Annotated in this window: 14 protein-coding genes; 8 read left to right on the forward strand and 6 right to left on the reverse strand. The window is 65.6% G+C overall.

All coding sequences use genetic code 11. The features are described 5' to 3' along the window. Positions 1-115: 115 nt before the first annotated feature. Genes eccCa through ACPXB3_RS20665 form a run of 4 tightly spaced genes read left to right on the forward strand, consistent with a single transcriptional unit; the run spans position 116 to position 6,791 of the window. Positions 116-4,168: a type VII secretion protein EccCa gene (gene eccCa, locus ACPXB3_RS20650; RefSeq protein WP_425729361.1), complete on the forward strand. Its 4,053-nt coding sequence runs from the start codon at positions 116-118 to the stop codon at positions 4,166-4,168. A gap of 19 nt (positions 4,169-4,187) precedes the next feature. After that, complete coding sequence (locus ACPXB3_RS20655) at positions 4,188-4,520, forward strand: hypothetical protein (RefSeq protein ID WP_425706936.1); 333 nt, start codon at positions 4,188-4,190, stop codon at positions 4,518-4,520. Beyond that, positions 4,513-6,069 (forward strand): PPE domain-containing protein, encoded by a 1,557-nt coding sequence (locus ACPXB3_RS20660; protein ID WP_425729363.1) that lies wholly within the window; start codon positions 4,513-4,515, stop codon positions 6,067-6,069. Before ACPXB3_RS20655 ends, ACPXB3_RS20660 begins: the two co-directional genes overlap by 8 nt. Continuing rightward, the gene (locus ACPXB3_RS20665) at positions 6,069-6,791 is read left to right on the forward strand and encodes an ESX secretion-associated protein EspG (protein ID WP_425706934.1); all 723 of its coding nucleotides are present in this window, start codon (positions 6,069-6,071) and stop codon (positions 6,789-6,791) included. Before ACPXB3_RS20660 ends, ACPXB3_RS20665 begins: the two co-directional genes overlap by 1 nt. 6 nt (positions 6,792-6,797) lie before the next feature. Here the strand turns inward: ACPXB3_RS20665 and ACPXB3_RS20670 are convergent, their stop codons facing one another. From ACPXB3_RS20670 to ACPXB3_RS20695, 6 genes are all read right to left on the reverse strand, one after another. Then, a complete protein-coding gene (locus tag ACPXB3_RS20670; RefSeq protein WP_425706933.1) occupies positions 6,798-7,295 on the reverse strand; it encodes a DUF4333 domain-containing protein in 498 nt (165 codons plus the stop codon). A 116-nt stretch (positions 7,296-7,411) separates the two neighbouring features. After that, positions 7,412-8,464: a hypothetical protein gene (locus ACPXB3_RS20675; protein WP_425729365.1), complete on the reverse strand. Its 1,053-nt coding sequence runs from the start codon at positions 8,462-8,464 to the stop codon at positions 7,412-7,414. Continuing rightward, positions 8,461-8,910 carry a hypothetical protein gene (locus ACPXB3_RS20680; protein WP_425729367.1) on the reverse strand — a complete coding sequence of 150 codons (450 nt, stop codon included), beginning with the start codon at positions 8,908-8,910 and terminating at the stop codon, positions 8,461-8,463. The genes ACPXB3_RS20675 and ACPXB3_RS20680 overlap by 4 nt, the downstream gene beginning before the upstream one ends. Before the next feature lies 1 nt (position 8,911). Then, a complete protein-coding gene (locus ACPXB3_RS20685) occupies positions 8,912-10,105 on the reverse strand; it encodes a hypothetical protein (protein ID WP_425729369.1) in 1,194 nt (397 codons plus the stop codon). Next, the gene (locus tag ACPXB3_RS20690; protein WP_425729371.1) at positions 10,102-10,542 is read right to left on the reverse strand and encodes a hypothetical protein; all 441 of its coding nucleotides are present in this window, start codon (positions 10,540-10,542) and stop codon (positions 10,102-10,104) included. Before ACPXB3_RS20690 ends, ACPXB3_RS20685 begins: the two co-directional genes overlap by 4 nt. Before the next feature lie 43 nt (positions 10,543-10,585). Further along, positions 10,586-11,773 carry a hypothetical protein gene (locus ACPXB3_RS20695; protein WP_425729373.1) on the reverse strand — a complete coding sequence of 396 codons (1,188 nt, stop codon included), beginning with the start codon at positions 11,771-11,773 and terminating at the stop codon, positions 10,586-10,588. A gap of 97 nt (positions 11,774-11,870) precedes the next feature. Here ACPXB3_RS20695 and ACPXB3_RS20700 point away from each other — a divergent pair, with 97 nt between their 5' ends. From ACPXB3_RS20700 to ACPXB3_RS20715, 4 genes are all read left to right on the forward strand, one after another. Next, positions 11,871-12,371 carry a YbaB/EbfC family nucleoid-associated protein gene (locus ACPXB3_RS20700; protein ID WP_425729375.1) on the forward strand — a complete coding sequence of 167 codons (501 nt, stop codon included), beginning with the start codon at positions 11,871-11,873 and terminating at the stop codon, positions 12,369-12,371. 75 nt (positions 12,372-12,446) lie between these two features. After that, the gene (locus tag ACPXB3_RS20705; RefSeq protein WP_425706926.1) at positions 12,447-12,752 is read left to right on the forward strand and encodes a WXG100 family type VII secretion target; all 306 of its coding nucleotides are present in this window, start codon (positions 12,447-12,449) and stop codon (positions 12,750-12,752) included. A gap of 43 nt (positions 12,753-12,795) precedes the next feature. Next, the gene (locus ACPXB3_RS20710; protein WP_425729377.1) at positions 12,796-13,692 is read left to right on the forward strand and encodes a WXG100 family type VII secretion target; all 897 of its coding nucleotides are present in this window, start codon (positions 12,796-12,798) and stop codon (positions 13,690-13,692) included. Between the two features lie 1,449 nt (positions 13,693-15,141). Continuing rightward, positions 15,142-17,382: a polymorphic toxin type 15 domain-containing protein gene (locus tag ACPXB3_RS20715; protein WP_425729379.1), complete on the forward strand. Its 2,241-nt coding sequence runs from the start codon at positions 15,142-15,144 to the stop codon at positions 17,380-17,382. Positions 17,383-17,579 lie beyond the last annotated feature (197 nt).

Consider the following 17,579-nt stretch of genomic DNA (forward strand, 5'->3'; position numbering starts at 1 on the left):
AGGGGTCCTTTCGGCTGTTGGCCCTGAGCTTCGCTAACGTCATAGATTACTGGCAGGTACCGATCGGGGGGACCTCAGTTCGGTCAGGAAGTCGACGCTGGGTAGCGAGGGGTACGTGGGAACAGAAGGATTTGTGCGGCGATCGCGCGTCAGCGCGCCCAAGACGCCGGGCGGCGAGGTCGATCTGCAGCCGCCACCGGAGGTTCCGCGTGTCATCCCGGGCAATCTGCTGATGAAGTTGTTGCCGCTGGTGATGGTCGTCGCCGTGGTGGGGATGATCGCGCTGATGTTCACCGTGGGCGGTCGCAGCCTTGCGACCAACCCGATGATGATGATGTTCCCGATGATGATGGTCATGTCGATGGTGGGCATGTTCGTCGGTGGCGGCAGTCAGCGTGCCGGAAAGGCGGCTTCAGAGCTAGATGAGGAACGCAAGGACTATTTCCGGTATCTGGCGAATCTGCGCGAGAGTGTCGACGGAACGGGCGAGGAGCAGCGCGCCGCACTCGAGTGGACCCATCCGGATCCGCGGATTCTGATCGATCTGGCCGGTTCCCGACGTATGTGGGAGCGGCGGCCCAACGACGCGGACTTCTGTCACGCTCGCGTCGGGGTGGGCACTCAGCGGCTGGCCACGCGACTACTGGCGCCCGAGACCGGACCCACCGAGGATCTCGAGCCGGTCTCGACGGTGGCGTTGCGCAGATTCGTGCGGTCCCATGCGGTGGTGCATTCGCTGCCGACGGCGGTCAGTCTGAGGCGCTTCCCGGCGATCAACGTCGAGGGTGACCGTGCGGTGACGCGGTCATTGGTGCGCGCAATGCTGGTGGAACTGTGCCTGTTCCACAGTCCCGATCATCTGCAGATCGCCGTCGTCACCGCCAATCCCGATGGGACGGTGTGGCAATGGCTCAAATGGTTGCCCCAGGCACAGAATCCCGCCCACGTCGACGGCATCGGTCCGATGCGGATGGTGTTCTCGTCGCTGTCGAAGTTGGAGGCGGTGCTCGGCGCAGACCTCGGCGAGCGAGGACGATTCTCACGCAACGCTTCTCCGAGCCAGTCGGTCAAACAGTTGATCGTCGTCCTCGACGACGGATACGTCTCCGGCGACGAACGGCTGGTCACCGAAGCCGGTCTCGAGTCGGTGACCGTGCTCGATCTCAATGCGCCCAAGGACGGCCTCGCCGCGCGCCGGGGCCTGCAATTGGTCGTCGACGACGACACGATCGCGGCACGCGGGCCGGCCGGGGTGGAGAAGTTCGGGGTCCCTGACACGTTGGGTGTCGCCGAGGCCGAGGCGGCCGCCCGGCGGATCGGCCGGTACCGGCCGGCCAACGCCGCCCAGCACATCGTCAGCCTGGAGGCCGAGGTCCGCGGCAACGCGATCGACCCCGGACTGATGGCGATGCTCAAGATCCCCGACGCCGCCCAGATCGTCCCCGAAGAGATCTGGCGGCCACGCTCACCACGCGAACGCCTGCGTGTCCCGATCGGTATCACGCCCAACGGCCAGCCCATGGAACTCGACATCAAGGAGGCCGCCGAATACGGCATGGGCCCGCACGGCCTGTGCATCGGGGCAACGGGTTCGGGCAAATCGGAATTCTTACGCACCTTGGTGTTGTCCATGATCACCTCCCATTCGCCGGAGGCGCTCAACCTGATCCTCGTCGATTTCAAGGGCGGCGCCACATTTCTCGGACTGGATGAGGCGCCGCACGTCGCGGCGGTCATCACCAACCTCGAGGAAGAGATCACCATGGTCGACCGCATGCGTGATGCACTCGCCGGGGAGATGAACCGACGACAGGAATTGCTGCGCAGCGCAGGCAACTACGCCAACGTGGGAGATTATGAACGGGCGCGGGCCAACGGAGCCCCACTGGATCCGCTGCCCGCGCTGTTCATCGTGGTCGACGAGTTCTCCGAGCTGCTGTCCCAAAAGCCCGACTTCACCGAACTGTTCGTGATGATCGGTCGGTTGGGCCGGTCGTTGCACATGCATCTGCTGCTGGCCTCCCAGCGGCTCGAAGAAGGCAAGCTGCGTGGTCTTGATTCGCATCTGTCGTATCGGATCGGCCTGAAGACGTTCTCCGCGGGCGAGTCTCGTCAAGTCCTCGGGGTACCGGATGCCTACCATCTGCCCTCGGTGCCGGGATCGGCGTTCCTGAAATCCGATGCCGACGAGCCCAAGCGCTTCAACACCTCGTACGTGTCGGGACCGTATGTGAAGCCTCGTGCGCAGTTGGGTGGAACGCGGCATTCGCAGTTGGGGGCACTGGCGCCGAAACTGTTCACGGTCGGACACGTCGACAAGCCCGCGGTGCCGGAGGACTCGTCGACGCTCACCCCTGGCGAGCAGGCCGATCTCGACCGGTACGAATCCGAGCTCAAGGCGGCCGAGACCGGCAACACGCCCTCGTTGCTCGATGTCGTGGTGGCGCGGCTCAAGGGGCACGGGCGTCCCGCACACGAGGTCTGGTTGCCGCCGTTGGACGACAGCCCCGCGGTCAACGAGTTGCTACCTGGCCCCCAATGGTGGGATCCGGCCAATGTCAACGGAGCCCTGTGGATGCCGATAGGCATCCTCGACCGTCCCTACGATCAGCGCCGCGACGTGTTGAGCATCGATTTGTCCGGCGCCGCAGGCAATGTGGCGATCGTCGGCGGACCGCAGTCGGGCAAATCCACTGCGTTGCGCACGATGATCGCCGCCGGCGCGCTGACCCACACACCCGAGCAGCTCCAGTTCTATTGCCTCGATTTCGGTGGCGGCACCCTGGTCAGTCTGCAGAACCTCCCACACGTCGGCGGTGTCGCCGGACGAATGGACCGCGACAAGGTCAACCGCACGGTCGCCGAGGTCGCCACCGTCCTGCGCGAGCGGGAAGAACGCTTCCGCGAGTTGGGCATCGAATCCATGCGCGATTTCCGCCAGCGCAAGGCGCGACTGGCCGCGTTGGCGCCCGCCGAGCGTGCCGCGGACCCGCTCAGCGAGGATCTGCACGGCGATGTCGTTCTCGTCGTGGATGGCTTCGCATCGATCCGCAGCGACTTCGAGGCGCTGGAATCCCAACTCGTCGACATCGCTCTGCAGGGCTTGTCCTACGGTGTGCACCTCGTCGTCTCGGCGTCGCGGTGGATGGAGATCCGCGCGAATGTGAAGGATATGCTCGGGACTCGCATCGAGCTGAAACTCGGTGATTCGTCCGACTCGGAGATGGGACGCAAAGCGCAGGAAGCCATCCCGGACAGCCGGCCGGGCCGAGGTACCAGTCGCGAGCAACTGCAGCTGCTGATCGGGTTGCCGCGCATCGACTCCGACTCGTCGGTCGATTCCCTACCCGAGGGTGTGCAGAACATGGTCGCGCAGATGATCGAGTTCTATGGTGACCGGCGCGCGCCGCGGGTGCGCATGCTGCCCGATCGGCTCGACCCGGTGCCGGTACTCGCGCGGGCGGAGCGCGAGGGCTCGCTCTCGAAGTCGCGCATCGTGATCGGCATCGACGAGGCCGCTCTGGCGCCCGTCGTCGTGGACTTCGAGGCGCAGGCCCATCTCGTGGTGTTCGCCGAGGCCGAGGCGGGAAAGACGACGCTGCTGCGCAATATCGCCGAGGGGGTCGTGCGCAATGCCACCGCCGACGAGGCCAAGGTGATCATGATCGACTATCGCCGTGGCCTGCTGGGCGCGATCGAGGGTGAGCAACTCGGGGGCTACGTCACCGCTGAGGACTCGGCGACCAAGATGATGGCCGATCTCGCAGACTTGCTCAGACGTCGTCTCCCGCCCGACGACGTCACCCAGCAGCAACTCAAGGAGCGGTCGTGGTGGTCGGGCCCCGACGTCTACCTGCTGATCGACGACTACGACCTGATCGTGACCTCCACCAACAATCCGTTGGCGCCGGTGGTGCCGTATCTGCCGCAAGCGCGCGACATCGGATTGCGCGTCGTGGTGACACGCCGCGTCGGCGGCGCCTCCCGCGCCCTCTATGACCCATTTGTCGGACGCCTGAAGGACTTGTCGTGCAACGGCCTGATCATGGGTGGTACAAAAGACGAAGGTCCATTGCTGGGCAACTTCCGGCCGCATCCGATGCCGCCGGGACGAGGCATGTTCATCTCGCGGACACAGAGTTCCGGGATGATCCAGTTGATGATGTGATGACGGGGAGGAATTTTCGATGAGTGGTAGCGATCTGCCGGACGATGCCTTCGGGCCGGCGCTGAGGGACAAGTCGTTGACGCTGCACCTGGATCCCGGCGTGCGGAGCGCCGTGACCGCTGCCCGGACGTCATTGGAAAGTTTCCTGCAGGCTGGGCTGGATCCCAACGTACCTTTCCTCAACGACGCACTCGGTGATTCCGATGAAGCGAAGGCCGTCAAAGATCATCTCTCGGGTAGGCGCGCAGACCTGAGCAATGAGATGGCAGCACAAGCGCATTCGGTCGACGAAATTCATACCCTGATGCAATACTCGCTCGGCACATTGACGCGTCAAGACTCCGATGGGTAACCCTTACGATGACCTTGTCGCCGACGCGATAGGCAAGTTGAACGAGAGTCGCAGACAATTGAGCAGCGGTTCAGTCGGCCAGCGCCGGATGGACAGAAACATGAACCGACTCACGCGAGAAGCTCGGCCAGAGGGTAAGGTCTACCAGCCATCGCCGGTGAAGGGGACGGACTGGCGTAGTAAGTCGTACGACCAGATGAAAGCGGTCAAGGATTCTTTCGACGGTAAACAGAGTCAGCTCGACGAGATCTCGGGGGCGTGGGAGAAACTTGGTGAGAAGTGGGCCACGGAAATGGAGCACTACAACACGGCCGTATCGAAAATCACCGCGAGTAGCTGGACCGGTGACACCGCCCAATCGGCGAGCACTGCAGTCACCGGATTTGTGGGCGACTTTCCAGAGGGTATTCGTGACTACGCCAACGAGATGTCGGACCGAATGGCTGGGCTGGCGGCGAATTTCCGTTTTGCTGCAACGAATTTTCCGCCGATGGACGATGACACTACCTATGGTGAGCACCATTTCACTGGCGAGACCTGGTTCGGTCTGAGCGACTACTACCAGCATATTCCCACTACAGAGATTGATGAAAAAACACCGTGGACTTGGGGTAGTTATCTCAGCGGGATTGGCGATGAGCAATTTGTCTACGTGAAGGGTATGGTGGACAAGGTATTCAAGGCAACGTCGCAAGCTGCCGATCTGTTGGCGAAAAACTACTCCACACCACTTCAGGAATCGGTGCAGAACCTGACGAAATTGCACCCAGCAGGCCCGGCGCCGGCCGACGGCCCCGGAGGCCCGATGCCCGCTGGCATTCCTACCCCTGGCGGCGGTGGCCCCGGCGGAGGAGGCACGGGCGGAGGCGGTGGCGGCGCGCAGCCGGTGTCTGCGCCCGACTTCAACAGGTCGCTCGAAGACTTGATGAAGGAGAATGCGGCGCAGAATGTCGACAGGCCGTCGGCAACCGACAACCCGCTCTCGCAAATCGGCAACACGGCGGCGGCGACGCTGAGTTCGATGGGTTCGCAAGCCTCGCAGGCGGCCCAGCAGGCGATGTCACAGGCGCAACAGGCAGCCGAGCAATTGGCAAAGAAGACTGCCGGCGGCGTTCCGAATGTCGTTGAACCAACCGGGTTCCCGGGTGGTATCACCCCTGTGTCGTCGCCGACCGCCGGCGGAGGAGGATCGGGTCGTGGCGCGGGAGGCGGTGGCGTCGGATCGGGCGCCCCGAGTGCGACGAATACCCCGTCGGAGCGCACGACGAAGACCGGGACCACCAAGTCCACCTTGACCAGTACCCGGCCGTCTGCAGGAATCGCCCAGGCCGCACAGGGCACCACGGGATCTGGCGGCGGTGCACCTGGCGCGGGCGGTCGTGGCGCGGGAGGCGGCGGTGACAAGGTGCACAAGGTTCTCAAGGCGCTGCGCACCCGGGTCAACGGTGAAGAGATCGCGGGGCCGGACATCACACCTGCGGTCGAGGGTTCGGCGATCGAAGGCGGCGAGCAAGCTACGCCCAGCGGCGATGACGGAACCCGTACCTGATGGTTTCTCCGGTGTGGCGGATGAAACCGTTTGCCTTCAAACAGATGTGGGAACATTTCGGCCACGAGTACTTACCCTATCCATTGGGCGCGCGGCCGACTTCGGATACGACCGACGAGCATCGATATGAACAGATCGATGCGATCGATGAGGCGATCACCACTCTGACCGAGTGGTACGAGCCGGCTCTTGTCGCGCTGACGACTCCGGAGGTCCGTGTCGAGATCTTCGGTTCTCGATGGGGCAGACTGTTTCGTGCCCACGTCGGAATTCGTGACGGCATTGCCTGCCTGGCAACGCAAGAGCCCGGACGCGACCCCGACATCGGTGGCGAGGTGACCTTGCGCGCACTGAATTCTGTCGACGTGGGCAAAGCGCTGGCAAAGACGTTGGATGTGAATGTGTCCGGGACTCCGCGGGAATGGCGGTTCACGGGCGCGTCGACGGGTCCCGACGAACTTGCGAAGGAGCGCGAGCTCGACGCGGTCATGGCACGGGGGCTCGTTGCAACACTCCCGGTGGGGGTGCTGCCCGGCGCGATGGTTGATTGGCGCCCGGACCCGGACACGAAGACCTTCGATATCGTCACTGTCCGAGACCACGGTGATTTGATCGTCAATCGGGCTGCCCGACAGGTGGTCTCAGCGACGCCAGAACGAACGGCGAAGGCGTTCGACACCTACATCGCCGCTGTGAAGCAGATCTACGAACGGCACAACTGAGCCGCTTCAGTTTGACGGCATCGTCGGGTTCATGCTCATGCGCCACCCCCGGTCGGCGACGGTGACGGTGATCGTCAGCGTGGGGTCGTCTACGACGTCCACGGTGCAGGTGAACACCGCGCCGATGGTGGTGGGCGGGTTCTGCGGGCAGGTGACGGACTTGACGCCGTCTTTGCCCCCGTAAGTGCTCTGCGCAGCTGATGTCACGTACTTCATCAGCTTGGCCCGATCATGACTTTTGTCGTCGGCGTTGGCCATCAACGCCAGCACCGTCACCACCACCACGGCGGCAATCACCACCGCACCCACGATGCCCCCGATGATGAACGGCTTGCGGTCCTTCTTGGGCTGTTGCTGTGGGGTCTGCGGCGGCGTGGGCCAAGGGCTGCCACCAGGACCGGCATACGGCGGCCACCCCGACGCGCCGTGCGGAGGCTGCGGAGGCGGTACCGCCCCGGCGTCGGCGCCCGTGGGTTGCCCTGGTGTGTTGTACGGTCCCGTCACGGTGATCCCACAAGTCCGGCGTTGTGATGGTCTCGGTGTCGAGCGACGCTCTGAGACCGGCGCTGAGAATACCAGCGCCCCTCCCATTCAGCGTGGCACGGTCGACTCGTCGGCATTCATGCGGCATCTGCGGCACTCCCGACGCCGCCGGCATCGTCGACGTGAGCGACGAGCACATCGTGTCCGACACGAGCATGGACCCGGTATCCGTCGGTGACACGTTCAACCATCACATGGCGCGCGTCGACCTCGATGCGCTTGCACGCCCACCAGATCAGTGCAGCCTCCGTCGCTGCGGCCGGTGTGAGCGTGGGTGCGGTGCCGGGTTCTACGGTGCCGGTGGCACAGAACTCGACAATCCAGGGTGGTAACGCGATCCCGGTCACCTCGGCCTCGGCACGATAGTCGCTGGGGCGCATCAGGTCCACGGGCGGGGCCGGAGTCGCGGCCGGCGTCGTGACGAGTGCGCTGTCGTCGTGGGTGATCTGCACTTCCGCTCGCCACCAAGGCTTTCCGCCGTCGGCATCGATCGCCCGCAGCTGGTGGAGCACGGGAATTCGTACCGGCGCACAGATCCCCACGTCACCGTCGGGGTGCGCGACCCGAAGCGTGGCGCGGGCGGCTCCGGCTGCAGCGCAGAGCGATCCGGTGATCGATTGCCATCCAGGTGGTGCGGCGCGAACGATGCTGTCGAGGACCGCTTGTCGAAGGGTGGAGGCCGATTCGGCGGTATCGATGCGCTGGGTGCGCAGCCACTCGGTGACGAAGACCGTCCGGAGTTCTTCGATGTCGGCAGGCATCCCGATGGCGGTCAGAACCCACGGAAGGCGTTGGGCGTCAAGGGTTCGGATGTGGTCGTGCGCGCCGACGACGCAGTCCGCGAGAAGCGATCCGGTGCGTGCAGGATCGTCGAGCCCTACCCGGTTCATGGTCATCGCCGCGATGCCGAGGACACCTTCGACCGTGGGCCGGCCGTCGAGGAGTTCGCCGACCCGCACGCGCACCGCATGCGTGGCGACGTGTAGTAGGTCGTCGATATCTGTGGGGGAGTGGCCGTCTCGGAAGCTGTTCCATCGAGCGTTGCGTTCGGCGGGATCCCACGCGCTCGCCAGGACGGCCAGTTCCCGCAGCCATCGGTCGATGGTCGCCGGGTCGAGGACGGCGCTCACCGGACGTGGTCCTCGATCGCGCCGGCCCACGCGGGCTCGGCGCGCAGGCGGAAGTCGAGGAAGTCGGCGTCGTCGACGGGAGCGAGGAAGCCGCAGAAGAACATCATCGTCTGTGCGCGGGAAGCCCATCCGGGGCAGTCCCGCAAACGCAGACCCGTGCGGATGAGGTCGGCGGCGTGTCCGGCGTCAAGGGCGGGCGCCCTGAGCAGATGACGCAGATGCGGCGTGAGGGTGGCGGCAGCACCGGCCAGGGTGGCTGCGGGCGGGTCGTCACCGAGTGCGGCCCGCAGCAACGTCTCGCCGATCATCGTCGTCTGCACCGCCACCTCCGGGTCGACGCCGACCGAGAGCGCCCCGAAGTCGTCGGCGTCACCGGTGTTGACCGCGGATCGGATGCGGTACACCGCATCCCACCCACGCTCGGAGAACACACCGATCCCGGCCACGTCACTGCGGCTTTCTGGGTCCGACGATCGCGGTGGGCCGGACCCAGGGCTCGCCCGTGGTGGAGTCGTAGCCGTGGCGTTGCTCGAAGGCGACGCGGAATTCCTCGTCGGAATGTGCGGGGAATCCTGCGCGGGTGGGGTAGATCCGGCAGTCGTCGCCGACGTAGAAGCGCGGCGATCCGACGATCAACTGGTCGAACGGGATGTCCGGTGGCTGATACATGTAGACCCGGTAGCCGGCCGGTAGCCGGACCGCCACGAGCATCCGGGTATCGAATGTGGGCCCCAGGCCTCGTTGCGCTGCTCGGCGGCGGACGATGTCGAGGGCTTCGGCGGGGCCGACGACCGGGCGCTGCCCCGAGCCGTAGTCGATCGTGCCGTGAGTGAGGTAACCGCGTAGCCAGGCGGGGGTGTCATCGGGGATTCGGCCGGACGGCATCTCGGCGTAGAAGTCGCTGATACGCAACAACTCTGCCGGGTGGGGTGTTGCGTTTCGGTCCAGAGTCGTGGTGTGTACCTCGGTGTTGTCGGCGCGGATGCCCGCGCGCCACTCCAGGTGGTCGCCCTTGCGGTGGTTGATGATCTCGGGTGCGGGAAGCAGTCTGCTGAGCAATGCTGCGGGTTGGGTGGGAGTCGTGACGGTGAGGTTCGCCAGCAGTTGACCGGCGGCCATGGTGAGCGTGCCCTCGAAGCTGCGCCAGTCGTCCGGGCATGCGCTGAGCACGGTGGCAACGATCGGTGCGAGGAAGTTGTCGGGGGTGGGATGCGGCTCGTCGAGCCACCGGCGCAGTGAGTGTTCCCGAGCGCGCTCCGGATCGGCGGGGGGTTTGAGCCCCCACACGAGTTCGAGGAGCGCCACGATATCCGGGCTGGCCAACGCGGCTTCGTTGCGTGAAGCGATCACGCCCAGCAGGCGGTAGAGGTGCTCACGGGTGTACCCCTCCGGCAGGAGCAACTGGTACTGGAGCAGCCCGGAGATGAGCCACAGCTTGTGCTCCGTCGGGTCGTCGTCGCACATGCGCTGTAGACGGGCGTGCAGTCCGGCCATCGCGACGGCGACCAGCGCGGCGCCGTCCTCGTCCGGAAGGGTCAACAACGCCTCTTCGAGGGGCCACCGATCCCGTTGTCCCCGAGCCGAACCCACGCGGACCAGTTCGGGCCACCAGCGATCGAACGTCTGTGGTGATGCCATCACGACTCCATCGCTCTGGCCCACAGGGGCTCGAGGTCGGCCCGTACTCGTTCTTCGGCGGCGCCGTCGGGCATCAGGAATCCGACCAGGCTCGCGAGGAACATCGGCCGATCTGCCCAGTCGGGTAAGGGATTTCCGGCCAGCAGGGGAGTGAGGATCTCGACGATGTGATTGACGGTCAACGAGTTTCGCGTGTCGAAGGGTGCGAGGTGGCGATGCAGGGTACGAGCGGTCAGCCGGACCGTCTCCGGTGAGGTCTGCGTGCCGGTGTACTGCACGAGCAGGGAGGGGGCCATCGCGCCCAACTGCCGGGCCTGCTCGACGTCGACCTGGCCGACCAAAGCGCTCACCGCGGCAACGTCGCCATTGCGGACCGCGGCGCGCAGGTCGTAGACCATCTCCCATCCGGCTTGGGGGAATACCGAGTTGACGGTGCTCATGCGGGTCACCCTATCCAGTTCCCTCGCGCGCGGTGCGGGCGCGTCACCACGACTGAGTGAGGTCGAGGACGGCCAGACCCTCGGCCGGGGCGGCCGGTGGGTGCGGCAGCGAGGTCAACAGATCGGGACGGATGTTTCCGGCGTCGACCTGCGCGACGTAGTTCCATGCGGCGTCGGTGCTCACCTCGATGCCCACCCGTCCCAACGTCGCCCGGACCAGTTCGGCCGTCGTCACCGAGGTCCACACACCGGGAACGGCCGAGGCGAGTTCGGTGACCGGGGTCCACTCCGGTGGGCCGACGAGATCGGCGCGCGACCATCGGCCGTCGGACCACCAGTAGCAGAAGGTGAGCATTCCGGCGGCGGCACGCTCGTCGAGCACGATGTTGCTGACCCAGGCGGGCGCACCGCGATAGAGGTCGGGGTGCTCGAGCTGTCCCTGGTAGGCCGCGGTCAGCAGCGTCGAATGGTCGGCGCCGCCGGAGAGCACAGCGCGTCCGCACGGCAGACGGGTCAACGTGCATCCGCCGAGTTCGCCGCGAAAGATGCCCACCGCACTCGTCATCCGCGGGCCGTCGACGGCGTCGACCGCTGCGAAGATCGCCGACAACGCGGCAAAGCGTGGCCACAGTATCGGCAGCGGGGGTAGCTCGTCGGTGGGGTATACGCATTCGGCCGGTGAAGCAGCAGCGGCCGTCGACGCCGAACGCAGCTGTCGGCCGGCATCGTGGACGTGGGCGAGTAGCCACAGCGGGGTCGTGGCCGCGGTCGACATGCTGACGTCGGCCCGGTAACTCGCCGGCGGAAACAGCAGATGTTGCGGCGGGGCGCCGACGAAGCCGTCGAATGCCGCGATCTGTGGTTCCCCGCCGCGATGCTCGGTGATCCGCAGCCACATCCAGGGGCTCTCTCCGGCAGTGAGTTCACGGTGCGCCGCGGCGGCGCGCAGAACCCCCGGACCGACAGTGAGCGGCAGCAGCCGTCCGTCGGGCGTCTCGACCGCGGCACGCGTGCGATGTTCGTCGGCGGCGATGGCGATCTCGGTCAGATAGGACGACCACGCGGGCGGCAGCGTGTCATGTATTCCACCGACGACCTCGCCGAGGAGTACCTCGGGGCTTTGGTTCGCGGTGGCGTGGTCCTCCGAAGATGCTGATGCGCTGGCCGTATCGGTGAAACCCCAGCTCAGCGACACATCATCGGCAGGATCGGGTGTCGACGACGAGGTCATTGGCCTCCCTCGGGACGGTGGTGTGGTCGTGGTGGCTGTCGTGATCGTAGAGTCTGGCGTGTCGGGCGGCTAGCGGCGGTCATTCGCGTGTGAAAGTATGGCGGCCACTGTGCTCAACACCTACTTGGGGGGAAGTGTGACGACGGCGGACGACGGACTCGGGTTCGACTTCCATGAGTTGATGGCCAGCGCGCAAGAACAGCTCACTGCGATCGGGGAGGTGCAGCGCCGCCGCGCGCAACTGGTGGCTCATGCCACGGTCGCCGACCGTACGGTGACGGTGCACGTCAACGCCCAAGGGGTGGTGATCAAGACCGAGATCGACCCGGATTTCCTCGACGAGTATGACTTCGAGGATCTGGCCGGGTTCGTCACCGAGGCCGCTCAGCAGGCCGCGGCGAACGTGGCCCGTCAGGGCGAAGCAATGATGGAGTCGATTCGCAAGGCGAACGCGGCTCTGCCGTCGTTGTCCGAAGTCCTTGACGGCGCACCCGATTTGCGCGACTTCGCGATCACCCCGGAACAGATCTCCACGGCGCCGCCGGGCTCCACCGAACGCTCGACCGCCCCGCATCCGGGCGCCGGTCGCTGGACATAGCCGACGTCGAACAACCCAACCGACCCGTCGGCCGTCACAGCGACGCCACCGGGCCGACAACCTGAAGGAGCGATCATGGCAGAACTCGGAGTCACCCCTGCGGAGCTGCGCGCGGCGTCGGCGCACCTCGCCGGCACCAGCAGCAGGCTCCAGGAGGTGCTGTCCAGCCTGGAGTCGAGTCTGGCCGGTGAGGGTGCGCCATGGGGCGACGACGAACCCGGCACCCAGTTCGCCACCGGTGGAGCCGGGGGCGGCTACCTGGGGCAGAAGCACGGTGTCTCCGAGGCGATCTCGGCCAAGGTCGACCTACTCACCACCTACTCCGAGGGATTGCGGAACACCGCCGACAACCTCGAGGGCGGCGACTCGGCGGGGATGTGAACGGTTGTTCTGAGCTTCGTCCGCACGCGAGTGGAGTTGCATTGTGACGATCGGGATTCCGGGGTCGTTGCAGTGGGTGTCGTATCTGGCTGGTGAGAAGTGGCCGCAGGGTGATGAGGATGCGATGTGGCGTATCGCTGATACGTGGCGTTCGCATGCTGATCGGTTGCGGGATCTGGTTCCGGAGTTGAATTCGGTTACTCAGGAGACGTTGTCGGTGATCGAGGGCGCTTCGGCGCAGGCGATTGCTGATGAGTTCTCGAAGATGTTCTCGGGTGATTATGCGGTCGACAAGTTGGCCGAGGGTATGGATGGTTTGGCTGAGTTGGCGTCGGCGACGGGTACTCAGATCCAGTACACGAAGTTGACGATTTTGGCGTCGTTGGGTATTGCGGCGGTGCAGATTGCTTTTGCGCTCGCTAATGCGTGGGAGACGTGTGGCGGGTCGTTGGCCGATATTCCGATTGTTCAGGCGATTACTCGTGCGGCGATCGCGGTGATGGAACGCACGTTGATCAGGGAGATCGTGGAGCAGGTCGGTAAGTCGGTTGCGGTGACCACGATCAAGGAGTTGGTTCAGACCACGGTCGGCAAGATTGTGGCTGAGACGTTGAAGTGGTCGGCGTTGGGGGTGGTGCAGGAACTCGGTATTCAGGGTTATCAGATGTCGCAGGGGCATCGGTCGGAGATCGATGTGAAGCAGCTCGGCATGGTGGTGGAGTCGTATGCGTTGGGTGGGGCGATCGGTGGGGTGTCGAGTGTGGGGATGAGTAAGTTCGCTGACCGGCTTTTCGGGAAGGTCTCCGAGAACACGTCGAAGGCCGCGTTTTTGGCTCGTGGTGGGGTGATCGGTTATGTCAGTGGTGCGGCGGGTAATGGTGGGGCGATGTTGTTGACCGGCGGGCATTTCAATGCTGCGGGTTTTTTGGGTCGTCGTTGATGGGTTCGTTGCCGGGGAAGCCTGAGGGTGGTGGGCTGACTGCGGGGTTGACTGGGCGGGAATCGGTTACCGGTGTGGTGGGTGGTTCGCCGGCACGCGGGGACGCGGCGGGGTTGGGTGATCACGGAATTGTTGGGCACCTGGATGGCGCGACCGTGTCCGGCGGCGTACCCGCCGAGGCGGCTGCGTCCGGCGGTGGCGTGGGGGGTCAGGGGTCGTCGGTGGCTGCGGGGGCTGCGCATGGTGGTGGGGATTCTGGTGAGGCGGCTGCTGGTTCGGCGGTTCCGGCGTCGGGTGATGGTGTCGGCGGTTCGGTGGGTGTGGTCGGTGATGGTTCGGGAGGTGTTGGGCTGCACCCTGAGCCGTCGGCGGCTTCGGCTGCGGCTTCGGCATCTTCGCCGGCGTCGACGCCGGCGGCCGGGGGATCGCCGTCGGCGCCGGCCGCGCCGGCGGGTGCGGCGGCGCCCGCCCCGGTTGCGGCGGCGGGTCATGTGCCGGGGGGGCGCGGGCTCGGTGTCGGGTGCTGGGTCGGGTGCTGGGTCGGGTGTTGTGGGGGGTCGGCCGGTGGTGTCGGCGATTGCGGGGCATCCGGCGGCGTCGGGGGCGGTGGTGTCGGCGCGGCCTGACGGTGCGGGGGTGCCGCGGATGTTGACGGCGGTGCGGGCGGAGGCCGTGTCTTCGGCGGTGGGTGTTGAGGGTGCGGGCGTGGATCGTGGTGTGGGGTCGCAGGTTTCGGCGGGGGTTCCAGAAGGTGCCCGGCCGGTGTCTGGTGGTGGGCGGGGTGAGCGGGGTGGGCTGTTGCCGGTGGATCGTCCGTCGGTCGGGGATGCTCGCCCGGATGGTCCGGCGGGTGATACGGGTGCGGATCGTGGTGCCGGTGATGGTGGGTCGGCGCGGCCGTTCGAGGGGGATGGGCATGCGCGGGAGCCCGCGTGGCCGGAGCACGGACTCGGTGACGACCGGCCGGGCAGGTTGAGCGATCGTGACGGTGGGGGTGAGCGGGCCGGTGGACCTCATGGGCGTGAGGTGGCCGATCCGGAGGTCGCGCAACGGTCGGATTCGGCGTCGGATGCGGCGTCTGAGGGTGCGGCGCAGATGCCGTCCGCTCGTGTGGGTGATGTGACGGTGCGGATGGATGTTGTTGCTGTCGACGGACTTCCGCATGATGTTGCGCATCTTCCGCATCTGATCGCTCATGACGGTGGTGAGGTGGCGGGACCGCATGTGCAGGATCAGCGCCCGGTCCGTCGGGGCGGTGACGGTGATGGGGATGTGGTGCCCGATCGCGGCGCCGACACTGATGCCGCTGCTGATGATGGTGTGCGGCCGCCGGTGTCGCATGATGAGGGTCGGACGGAGCAGACCGAGGAATTGGCCGCCGCGCGCCGGGTTGCCGATGACGCGGCGGTGCAGCGGATGGATCGGGAGTCGCGGGAGGCTCCTGCGCGGGTGTTGAAGAGTTTCGATGATGCGGCGCAGAAGGTGATGTCGTCGCTCACCACGCATTCGGAGGGTGTGCCGGTGGGTGTGGGTGGCGATGTGCATCCGGCGCCGGATGCGGTGACGATGTTGGCGGTGTCGGGGTCGTTGCTGGGTGTGGCATCGGTGAAGGCGGCCTATCACGGTGCGGCCCGGCTGACCGATGCGGTGCGGGCACGTGTGGGGGGTGTGCACGCCGACCGCGCGGGTGATGTCCACCCTGATTCCGGACCTGTTGTGGTTGAGGAGCTTCGGTCTGATGGTGGCGATGATGTAGCCGGTCCTCGGGTCATCGACGATGTGGACGCATCCGGTCGGGTGGGGTTGTCGTCGTCGATGACGCGGGAACAGGTTGATGACGCGTTGGGGGTGGTGGATGAGTCGAATGTGTCGGGTCAGCAGTGTGGTGATCAGGCGGTGGCGGTGCGGGATGGTTTGTTGTCGGGGGAGGCGGTGGCGCCGGAGGGTCGGGGCAGCGATTTTGCGGGGGTGAGTACTGCGGAGTTGGCGGATCGGTTGGGGGTGGACGGTTTTGATCGTGGGTCTGTTGAGTCGGTGGCGAGGTCGTTGCAGCGGTTGGGTGATGATGCGGTGGCCACGGTGGTGGGGCGAACCGAGGTGGGCGGTGATTTGCATGCGGTGACGGTGGCGCGTGTTGATGGTGAGCATGTGGTGTTGGATCCGTCGGCGCCTGCGGGTGAGCGGGTGGTGGGTTTGGTTGAGGGGTTGGGCCGGTTCGAGGAGTTCGGTGCTGCGTATCACGATGGTCGTGGGCCGGTGGGGGCTGATGATGGGCGGGTGACGCATCCGCGGGGTGATGCGGGTGGGCGCAGGGTGTTCGGTGATCACGAGTTGGTGGGGACGCGTCGGGACGGGCCGCGTGAGGACACTCCGGGCGAGAAGAGTGGTGAGCACGGGGATGCTGGGCGGGCCGGTGTGCGTGGGGAGGGCGACGATGGTCGCGGGTTGGGGTCGCGGCGTTCTTCTGCTGATGATGCTGATGCCGGTTCGGATGGCCCGCATGTCGGAGACGGTGGAGATTCGCGCGCTGGTGGGCACCGAGTCGGTGAGGATGAGGCTGCTCGGCTGGGTGAGGAGCCGAGCGATGCGCCGGTTACGGCGGAGCCTGAAACCCCGTGGCCGATCATGGATGCGGCGACAAAGGCGGCGAACCGACAGCACATCGAGTCTGTGGTGGATGAGGCGCGCTCTGCGAGCGACGCTCGTGCTCGGGCGGACGCCGATCTAGCCGATGCAATGCAACGAGGTGATGCCCGGGAGGTCACGGCTGCGGAGAGGCGGTTGCAACAGGCGCGTGGCCGCGAACGCGGGGCACACGCGCGGATGTGGTCGGAACTTGATGACAAATACACCGAAAAGCGTGACATCAGCTTCGCACGTAGACCGGGTGGAGACGATGCGGGATACCCGCGGTTGCGGGTTGGTGACGATGGTCTGCCTGAGGTCGTTCCGGACCGGACTGCGTCGCCGGACGTGGCTGAGCGGCGTGAGTCGCTTGCCAACGCCCTTGCACGGGCTCGTAATGAGGCCGAGGACAACGGGCTTGGGACCGATCCGGAGAAGGTTTGTGGCGATCAGCGTGACCGGCATCGAGCTGAGTTGCGTGAGCTGGAGCGTGCTCGTCACACCGAGGAGCTCGAACAATCGGATATCGACACCGCGAGTCGCGACAGCGCAGCGCACGGCGAGGATTTGACGTACCTTCTCAAGAATCCGTATCGCTACCTGGGTGAAGGTGCCGACAGGCAGGAAGCTGCTGGGCAGCTCGATGCTCAGCGCCACGGCATGGAAACGCGGTCCGTAGACGAGTTGCTCGAGGCGATCGATACGTACGATGGAACCCGCGAGGCGACGGCTGGACTCCGCAGCGAGCTACGGAAACAGCTGCGCGACCGTTGTTTCGATGCACTTGTTGGGGAAGGAATCAGCCCGGAGACTGCGGAGGAGGTGGCTGAAGCGTATGCCGATGTGCAGTTGTATGGCAGTGGGTCGGATCAGGTGATCACGCACAATAACGATCAGGTGGCGGGTGGTCGTCGGTCGGCGTCGACGTATGGTGACCGAGATGTGAATGGTGCGTTGGGGTCGACGAACCAGCAGGAGAAGGCGGCGCTTCGGGCGTGGTTGCAGGACCTGTCGTTGCGTGGTTTCGGCAACTGTGCGATCTATGTCAGGTTTGCGCCTGGTTGACGCGGTTTCGTTGTCGGTGGTGGTCGGTAGATTAGTGGTCTGATCAGAAGGAGGTTCGGTATGGCGCCGCGGGATTTGGATGAGTTGGTGGACTGGTTTGCGCGGACGAAACCGGTTGTGTGGCAGGGGCCGGTGTGTGGTGATGAGCATGTGGCGGAGTTTGGTGGTGTGGTGCCGGATGTGTTGGTCAAGTTGTG

Origin of the sequence: Gordonia sp. DT219 (genome assembly GCF_049847065.1) — a bacterium.
In the GTDB taxonomy this organism is placed as follows: Bacteria; Actinomycetota; Actinomycetes; order Mycobacteriales; family Mycobacteriaceae; genus Gordonia.

What these genes read in the sequence shown, in the direction of transcription:
- ACPXB3_RS20700 (WP_425729375.1), top strand. Translation starts at nt 11,871, where the DNA reads ATGGCGGCCACTGTGCTCAACACCTACTTGGGGGGAAGTGTGACGACG.
- ACPXB3_RS20705 (WP_425706926.1), top strand. Translation starts at nt 12,447, where the DNA reads ATGGCAGAACTCGGAGTCACCCCTGCGGAGCTGCGCGCGGCGTCGGCG.
- ACPXB3_RS20665 (WP_425706934.1), top strand. Translation starts at nt 6,069, where the DNA reads ATGGTTTCTCCGGTGTGGCGGATGAAACCGTTTGCCTTCAAACAGATG.
- ACPXB3_RS20690 (WP_425729371.1), bottom strand. Translation starts at nt 10,542, where the DNA reads ATGAGCACCGTCAACTCGGTATTCCCCCAAGCCGGATGGGAGATGGTC.
- ACPXB3_RS20660 (WP_425729363.1), top strand. Translation starts at nt 4,513, where the DNA reads ATGGGTAACCCTTACGATGACCTTGTCGCCGACGCGATAGGCAAGTTG.
- ACPXB3_RS20695 (WP_425729373.1), bottom strand. Translation starts at nt 11,773, where the DNA reads ATGACCTCGTCGTCGACACCCGATCCTGCCGATGATGTGTCGCTGAGC.
- ACPXB3_RS20655 (WP_425706936.1), top strand. Translation starts at nt 4,188, where the DNA reads ATGAGTGGTAGCGATCTGCCGGACGATGCCTTCGGGCCGGCGCTGAGG.